At 66.6% G+C, this 6663-nt stretch carries 6 protein-coding genes; 5 read left to right on the top strand and 1 reads right to left on the bottom strand.

The features are described 5' to 3' along the window. Together PHX69_RS14590 and PHX69_RS14585 are read left to right on the top strand one after the other, a co-directional pair. The coding region (locus tag PHX69_RS14590; RefSeq protein ID WP_288044641.1) for a YbhB/YbcL family Raf kinase inhibitor-like protein at positions 1-498 on the top strand (498 nt) is incomplete at its 5' end. A 104-nt stretch (positions 499-602) separates the two neighbouring features. Beyond that, a complete protein-coding gene (locus tag PHX69_RS14585; protein WP_288044639.1) occupies positions 603-1478 on the top strand; it encodes an AEC family transporter in 876 nt (291 codons plus the stop codon). 24 nt (positions 1479-1502) lie between these two features. Here PHX69_RS14585 and PHX69_RS14580 read toward each other — a convergent pair whose 3' ends face one another. Beyond that, the gene (locus PHX69_RS14580) at positions 1503-2450 is read right to left on the bottom strand and encodes a LysR family transcriptional regulator (protein WP_288044637.1); all 948 of its coding nucleotides are present in this window, start codon (positions 2448-2450) and stop codon (positions 1503-1505) included. Between the two features lie 130 nt (positions 2451-2580). Here PHX69_RS14580 and PHX69_RS14575 point away from each other — a divergent pair, with 130 nt between their 5' ends. The 3 genes from PHX69_RS14575 to PHX69_RS14565 form a co-directional block, all read left to right on the top strand. Continuing rightward, positions 2581-4698, top strand: a complete 2118-nt coding sequence (locus PHX69_RS14575) for a 3-hydroxyacyl-CoA dehydrogenase NAD-binding domain-containing protein (protein WP_288044634.1) — start codon at positions 2581-2583, stop codon at positions 4696-4698. A gap of 141 nt (positions 4699-4839) precedes the next feature. Next, positions 4840-6015, top strand: a complete 1176-nt coding sequence (locus PHX69_RS14570) for an acetyl-CoA C-acyltransferase (protein ID WP_288044632.1) — start codon at positions 4840-4842, stop codon at positions 6013-6015. A 72-nt stretch (positions 6016-6087) separates the two neighbouring features. Beyond that, positions 6088-6663, top strand: a 576-nt coding sequence (locus PHX69_RS14565) for an acyl-CoA dehydrogenase family protein (protein ID WP_288044630.1), incomplete at its 3' end; no start/stop codon positions are given.

Below are 6663 nucleotides of genomic sequence, written 5' to 3'. Positions count from 1 at the left end.
ATGACCACATTCACCCTCTCCAGCCCCGACATCGCCAGCGGCGGCACCGTGCCGCAGCATTTCGAGTTCGACGGCTTTGGCTGCTCGGGCCGCAACGAATCGCCCGTGTTGCAGTGGAGCGGCGCGCCCGAAGGCACGCAGAGCTTTGCCGTGACGGTGTACGACCCCGACGCGCCCACCGGCTCGGGCTGGTGGCACTGGTTTGTGGTGGATGTGCCCGCCACCACCACTGCGCTGGCGCCCAACGCGGGTGCGCAGGGCAGCACCGGGTTGCCTGCGGGTGCGCGCCAGATTCGCAACGACTACGGCAGCTTTGCCTGGGGCGGCGTGTGCCCGCCGCCGGGCGACAAGCCGCACCGCTACATCTTCACCGTACATGCCCTGGGGGTGCCCAAGCTGGAGATTCCCGACGATGCCACGGCGGCGCTGGCGGGCTTCATGGTCAACGCCCACACGCTGGCCAAGGCCAGTTTCACGGCCACTTACGGTCGCCCCTGACGTAGCGCGTGTTGCCGCCGCTGGGGGCGGCACCCGCCCCCTGAAAGTCGGACAATCGGAGCCTGCCTGCCACCGCAGGCTTTTTTTATTCTTCGGTGCTTCCCATGCTGCTGCGCATTGTTGCCATTTTGTTTCCCATGTTCGCCATCACCGCCCTGGGTTTTTGGGTGGGACGGCGCAGCCGCCCCGACCTGAGCCACGCCAACCAGCTGAACATGGATGTGTTCGTGCCCGCGCTGGTGTTTGCCGCCATGGTCAGCAAAGACTTCCGCCTGACCGAGTACCTGCCGCTGGCCGGGGCGGCGGCGTTCATGATGGTGGGCTCGGGCGTGGTGGGCTGGCTGGCGGCCAAGGCGCTGGGCATGCAGCCCAAAACCCTGGTGCCGCCCATGATGTTCAACAACTGCGGCAACCTGGGCCTGCCGCTGGCCGTGCTGGCGTTTGGCGAAACGGCGCTGGCCCCGGCGGTGGTGATGTTTCTGGTGTCCAACCTGCTGCATTTCTCGTTTGGCGCCTGGCTGCTGGACCACCGCACCCGGCTGCTGACGCTGTGGCGCTCGCCCGTCATCCTGGCCACGCTGGCGGGTCTGGCGGTGGGGCTGGCGGGCATTACGGTGTGGCCGCCGCTGTTGATGTCGGTGAAGATGGTGGGCGACATCTCCATCCCTTTGATGCTGTTTGCCCTGGGCGCGCGCCTGGCCGATTCCAAAATCACCGCCGTGGGCGTGGGCCTGTTCGGTGCGGCGCTGCGCCCCATTGTGGGTCTGGCCCTGGCCTGGGCGGTGCTTCAGGTGCTGGACTTGCCCGCGCGCGAGCAGGCGCTGGTGCTGGTGTTTGGCGCGCTGCCGCCCGCCGTGCTGAACTACATGTTTGCCGAGCGCTACCAGCAAGAGCCCGACAAGGTGGCCTCCATGGTGCTGATCGGCAACGTGGCGGCGGTGGTGTTTTTGCCCATTGCGCTGGCGCTGGCGCTGGATTGAGCGGGGCGCCCGGCCCGGCTCGCTTCAGGGCGTGGGCGGGCAGGGCAGCGGTGCCGCAGGCGCAGGCGCAGGCGGCGCGGCGCCCGTGGGCAGGGCGCGGCCCAGCAAATACTCGATGCAGGTGCGCACGGCCCGCGTCTGGTGGCGGTCGGGCATGTAGAGCATGAACATCTGCGTGCCGAAAATGCTCAGCCGCCATTCGTCCAGCGTGGTCAGCACCTCGCCACTGGCCACGGCGTCTTGCACGACGTAGTCGGGCACCAGCCCCACGCCCAGCCCGGCCAGAATGCCCTGGCGCAGAAACGGAAAGTGCTCCGAGATCAGCGTCGGCTCCAGCGTCACCTCTTCGCGCCGTTCGCCCTGGTAGGCGCGCAGGCGCAGCTGGCGTCCCACCACGCCCGCCGTGATCAGCGGCGCGGTGCGCAGCGCCTCCAGCCCGGTGGGCAGGCCGTGTACCTGCGCGTACTCGCGCGAGGCGCAGGCCGTGTAGCGCACCGCCCCCATGTCGCGCGCCACCAGCGTGGGCGGGGGCTCGGGCATGACGCGGATGGCAATGTCCACCTCGTCGCGGATCAGGTCGTCCACGCGGTTTTCAAAGCGCACATCGAGCACGATGCCGGGGTACAGGCGCTTGAAGTCGATCAGCCAGTCCGACATCACCATCTGCCCGTAGCCGCTGGGCACGCTCAGGCCCACGCGGCCTTGCAGGCCCTGGCCCAGCGTGGCAATGGTTTCGCGCGCGGCCCGCATCTCGTTCTGGATGGCGCGGCCATGCTGGTACAGGCGCAGACCCACCTCGGTGGGCTCGACGCGGCGCGTGGTGCGGCGCACCAGCTGCACGCCCACCGATTTTTCCAGCTGGCTGAGGTGGTAGCTGACGTTGGCGCGCGTCATCTTCAGGTTGCGCGCGGCTTGGCTGAGGTTGCCAGCGTCCAGAATGTCCACCAGCACGGTCAGGGAGGTGATTTCCATGGGAGGGAGCGACGATATGCCTTTTGTGTCAAAAGATATTTGACAGTCTGTCAATCGTTAATGTAATTGTCAAGATTGTTTGGCGCATCAACAATAGCTGTCTCATTCCCAACTACCAGGAGACTCCCGCATGGCTGCAGCTATTCCCGATTCCGTTGTCACCACGGCCCGCACGGGCGCCATTCTGGTGGTCACCATCGACAACCCGCCGGTCAACGCGCTGGGCGTGGCCGTGCGCCAGGGTCTGGCCGCTGCCATCGCGCAGGCCCAGGCCGATGCCGCTGTGGCGGGTGTGCTGCTGGTGGGCGCGGGCAAGGCCTTTATTGCCGGTGCCGACATCCGCGAGTTTGGCAAGCCCGCCATGCCGCCCTCGCTGCCCGAGGTGTGCCGCGCCATCGAAGACTGCACCAAGCCCGTGGTGGCCGTGCTGCACGGCGCCGCCCTGGGCGGTGGCCTGGAAGTGGCGCTGTCGGCCCACTACCGCCTGGCACTGCCTGCCGCCAAGCTGGGCCTGCCCGAAGTGACGCTGGGCCTGCTGCCCGGCTCGGGTGGCACGCAGCGCGCCCCGCGCCTGATGGGCGTGAAATCTGCCACCGAGCTGATGCTCAGCGGCAAGCACCTGTCGGCCAAGGCCGCGCTGGCGGCGGGTCTGGTCGATCAGCTGGTGGAAGGCGACGACGCCCTGGCCGCTGGCCTGGCCTACGCCAACGCGCTGCTGGTGCAAAACGCCCCCGTGCGCCGCACCCGCGACATCGCCATCCCCGACCCAGCCGCTGCGCTGGCCGAGCTGGATGCGCTCAAGGCAGACACCGCCAAGAAAACCCGGGGCCTGTTCTCGCCCCTGAAAATCATCGAATGCGTGCAGGCGGCGGTGCAGCTGCCGTTTGACGAGGGCATGGCGCTGGAGCGCTCGCTGTTCTTGCAGTGCCTCGACAGCCCGCAGCGCGCTGGCCTGATCCACGCCTTTTTTGCCGAACGCGAAGTGGTCAAGGTGCCCGAGGCCAAGGCCGCCGCACCGCGCGCGTTTGCCAGCATCGCCATCATCGGCGGCGGCACCATGGGCGCGGGCATTGCCGTCTCGGCGCTGGATGCGGGCTACCCCGTGACCATGGTCGAGCGCGACGCCGACTCCATCGCCCGGGGCCGCGCCAACGTCGAAAAGGTGTACACCGGCCTGGTCGCCAAAGGCCGCATGACCGAAGAAGCCAAGGCCGCCGTGCTGGCCCGCTACACCGGCAGCACCTCGTACGACGACCTGGCCCACGTGGACTTGGTGATCGAGGCCGTGTTTGAAGACCTCGAAGTGAAAAAAGCCGTGTTCAAGGAACTGGACCGCGTGTGCAAACCCGGCGCCGTGCTGGCCACCAATACCTCCTACCTCGACATTGACGCCATTGCGGCAGCCACCAGCCGCCCGCAGGACGTGATCGGCCTGCACTTTTTCAGCCCGGCCAACATCATGAAGCTGCTGGAAATCGTGGTGCCCGCCAAAGTCAGCGCCGACGTGGTGGCCACCGCCTTCGAGCTGGCCAAGAAGCTGAAAAAAGTGCCCGTGCGTGCGGGCGTGTGCGATGGCTTCATCGGCAACCGCATCCTGGCCGTGTACCGCCAGGCGGCCGATTATTTGATGGAAGACGGCGCCAGCCCTTACGAGATCGACGAGGCCGTGCGCGGTTTTGGCTTTGCCATGGGCCCGTTCCAGGTGACGGATCTGGCCGGTGGCGACATTGGCTGGGCCACGCGCAAGCGCCGCGCCGCCACGCGCGACCCCAAAGCGCGCTACGTTGAGGTGTCCGACCGCATCTGCGAGCGCGGCTGGTTTGGCCAGAAAACCCAGCGCGGTTTTTACCTCTACCCCGCAGGCGCCCGCACGGGCCAGCCTGACCCTGAAGTGCTGGCCATCGTGGACGCCGAGCGCGCCAAAAAAGGCATCACACCGCGCAGCTTTACCGCCGACGAAATCATGCGCCGCTACATGGCCGCCATGGCCAACGAAGGCGCCAACGTGGTCAACGAAGGCATTGCCCTGCGCCCGCTGGACGTGGACGTGACCTTTATCTCGGGCTACGGCTTTCCGCGCTTTCGCGGTGGCCCCATGAAGTGGGCCGACATGTACGGCCTGCCCCAGCTGCTGGCCGACATCGAAGCCTTTGCCAAAGAAGACCCGCTGTTCTGGAAGCCCTCGCCGCTGCTGGTGAAGCTGGTGCAAGAAGGCAAAAACTTCGACAGCCTGAACCACAGCGCCTGAGCCCTCGCGCCGCTACCGTATCTGCCACAGAACTATCAAAACAATAGCTGCTGGCGCACGTCTGTGCTGGGTTTGATGGCTTCTTTGCTGCCAAACTCTTGCGTGGAAAGCGCAAGCAGCTAGCAAAAAAGGAGCAAAACCATGCGCCAAGCCGTTATCGTTTCCACCGCCCGCACGCCGCTGGCCAAATCCCACCGGGGTGAATTCAACGCCACGCCGGGACCGCAGCTGGCCGCTTTCTCGGTCAAGGCCGCCGTGGAGCGCGCGGGCATCGACCCGGCGCTGATCGAAGATTTGGTGATGGGCTGCGGCTACCCCGAAGGCATCACTGGCAAAAACATTGGCCGCCAGACCGTGGTGCGCGCCGGTTTGCCGCTGTCGGTGGCGGGCGTGGCCGTGAGCCGCTTTTGCGCCTCGGGCTTGCAGGCCATTGCCACGGCGGCCGACCGCATCGTGGCCGAAGGCGTGCCCGCCATGGTGGCCGGCGGTGTGGAGAGCATCTCGGCCATCCGCGCCGGTCTGCCCGCCGATATCGACCCCTGGCTGAAAGAGCACAAGCCCGACCTCTACATGGCCATGATCGACACCGCCGACACCGTGGCCCACCGCTACGGCATCACGCGCGAAGACCAGGACGCCTTCTCGCTGCTGAGCCAGCAGCGCACCGCCGCCGCGCAGGCCCAGGGCCTGTTTGCCGACGAGATCGTGCCCTGCGCCACCCGCATGGCAGAAAAAAACAAAGAGACGGGCGAAGTCACCTACCGCGACGTGGTGGCTACACGCGACAACTGCAACCGCCCCAGCACCACGCTGGAGGCGCTGGCGCAGCTCGAACCCGTCAAAGGCCCGGGCCAGTTCGTCACGGCGGGCAATGCCTCGCAGCTGTCGGATGGCTCCAGCGCCTGCGTGCTGATGGATTCCACCCAGGCCGAGCGCCTGGGCCTGCAAGCGCTGGGCGCCTTCCGGGGCTTTGCCGTGGCCGGTTGCGAGCCCGATGAGATGGGCATCGGCCCGGTGTTTGCGGTGCCCAAACTGCTGGCGCGCCACGGCCTGACGGTGCAGGACATCGACCTGTGGGAGATGAACGAAGCGTTTGCCTCGCAGGCGCTGTACTGCCAGCGCCGCCTGGGCATCCCCACCGAGCGACTCAACGTCAACGGTGGCGCCATCTCGATTGGCCACCCGTTTGGCATGACCGGCGCGCGCCTGGTGGGCCATTTGCTGCTGGAAGGGCGCCGCCGCAAAGCCAAGTGGGGCGTTGTCACCATGTGCATTGCCGGGGGCATGGGCGCCGCTGGCTTGTTTGAGATCTTCTGAAACCTTGCGGGACAGACCAAGAAATTGCACCGCAATTTTTGCTCTGCCCCCAACTGACTACCAAGGAAAGATATGGACCTGAATTTCACCCCCGAAGAAGAAGCCTTCCGCGCCGAGGTGCAGGCTTTTCTGCGCGACAAACTGCCTGCCCGCATTGCCAACAAGGTCAAGGCCGGGCAGCGCCTGACCAAGGAAGACCAGGAGGAGTGGCACGCCATCCTCAACGCACGCGGCTGGCTGGCCAACCACTGGCCCGAACAGTACGGCGGCCCCGGCTGGGGCGCGGTGCAGAAGTTCATTTTTGACAACGAGTGCGCCCTGGCCGGTGGCCCGCGCATCGTGCCCTTTGGCGTCAACATGCTGGGCCCGGTGCTCATCAAGTACGGCAACGAGGCGCAAAAGCAGTACTGGCTGCCGCGCATTCTGAGCGGCGCCGACTGGTGGTGCCAGGGCTACTCCGAGCCGGGCTCGGGCTCTGACTTGGCCTCGGTCAAGACCACGGCGGTGCGCGGCGTGGACGCCCAAGGCGACCACTACATCGTCAACGGCCAAAAGACCTGGACGACCCAGGGCCAGCACGCCAACATGATCTTCTGCCTGGTGCGCACCGACCGCGAAGCGCGCCCCCAGTCGGGCATCAGCTTCTTG

It is taken from the genome of Simplicispira sp., assembly GCF_028687295.1.
In the GTDB taxonomy this organism is placed as follows: domain Bacteria; phylum Pseudomonadota; class Gammaproteobacteria; order Burkholderiales; family Burkholderiaceae_C; genus Simplicispira; species Simplicispira metamorpha.
This window is presented reverse-complemented; position numbering and strand designations above follow the sequence as displayed.

Excerpts from the sequence above, each read along its gene's own strand:
- PHX69_RS14585 (WP_288044639.1), top strand. The coding sequence starts at position 603 with ATGCTGCTGCGCATTGTTGCCATTTTGTTTCCCATGTTCGCCATCACC.
- PHX69_RS14580 (WP_288044637.1), bottom strand. The coding sequence starts at position 2,450 with ATGGAAATCACCTCCCTGACCGTGCTGGTGGACATTCTGGACGCTGGC.
- PHX69_RS14575 (WP_288044634.1), top strand. The coding sequence starts at position 2,581 with ATGGCTGCAGCTATTCCCGATTCCGTTGTCACCACGGCCCGCACGGGC.
- PHX69_RS14570 (WP_288044632.1), top strand. The coding sequence starts at position 4,840 with ATGCGCCAAGCCGTTATCGTTTCCACCGCCCGCACGCCGCTGGCCAAA.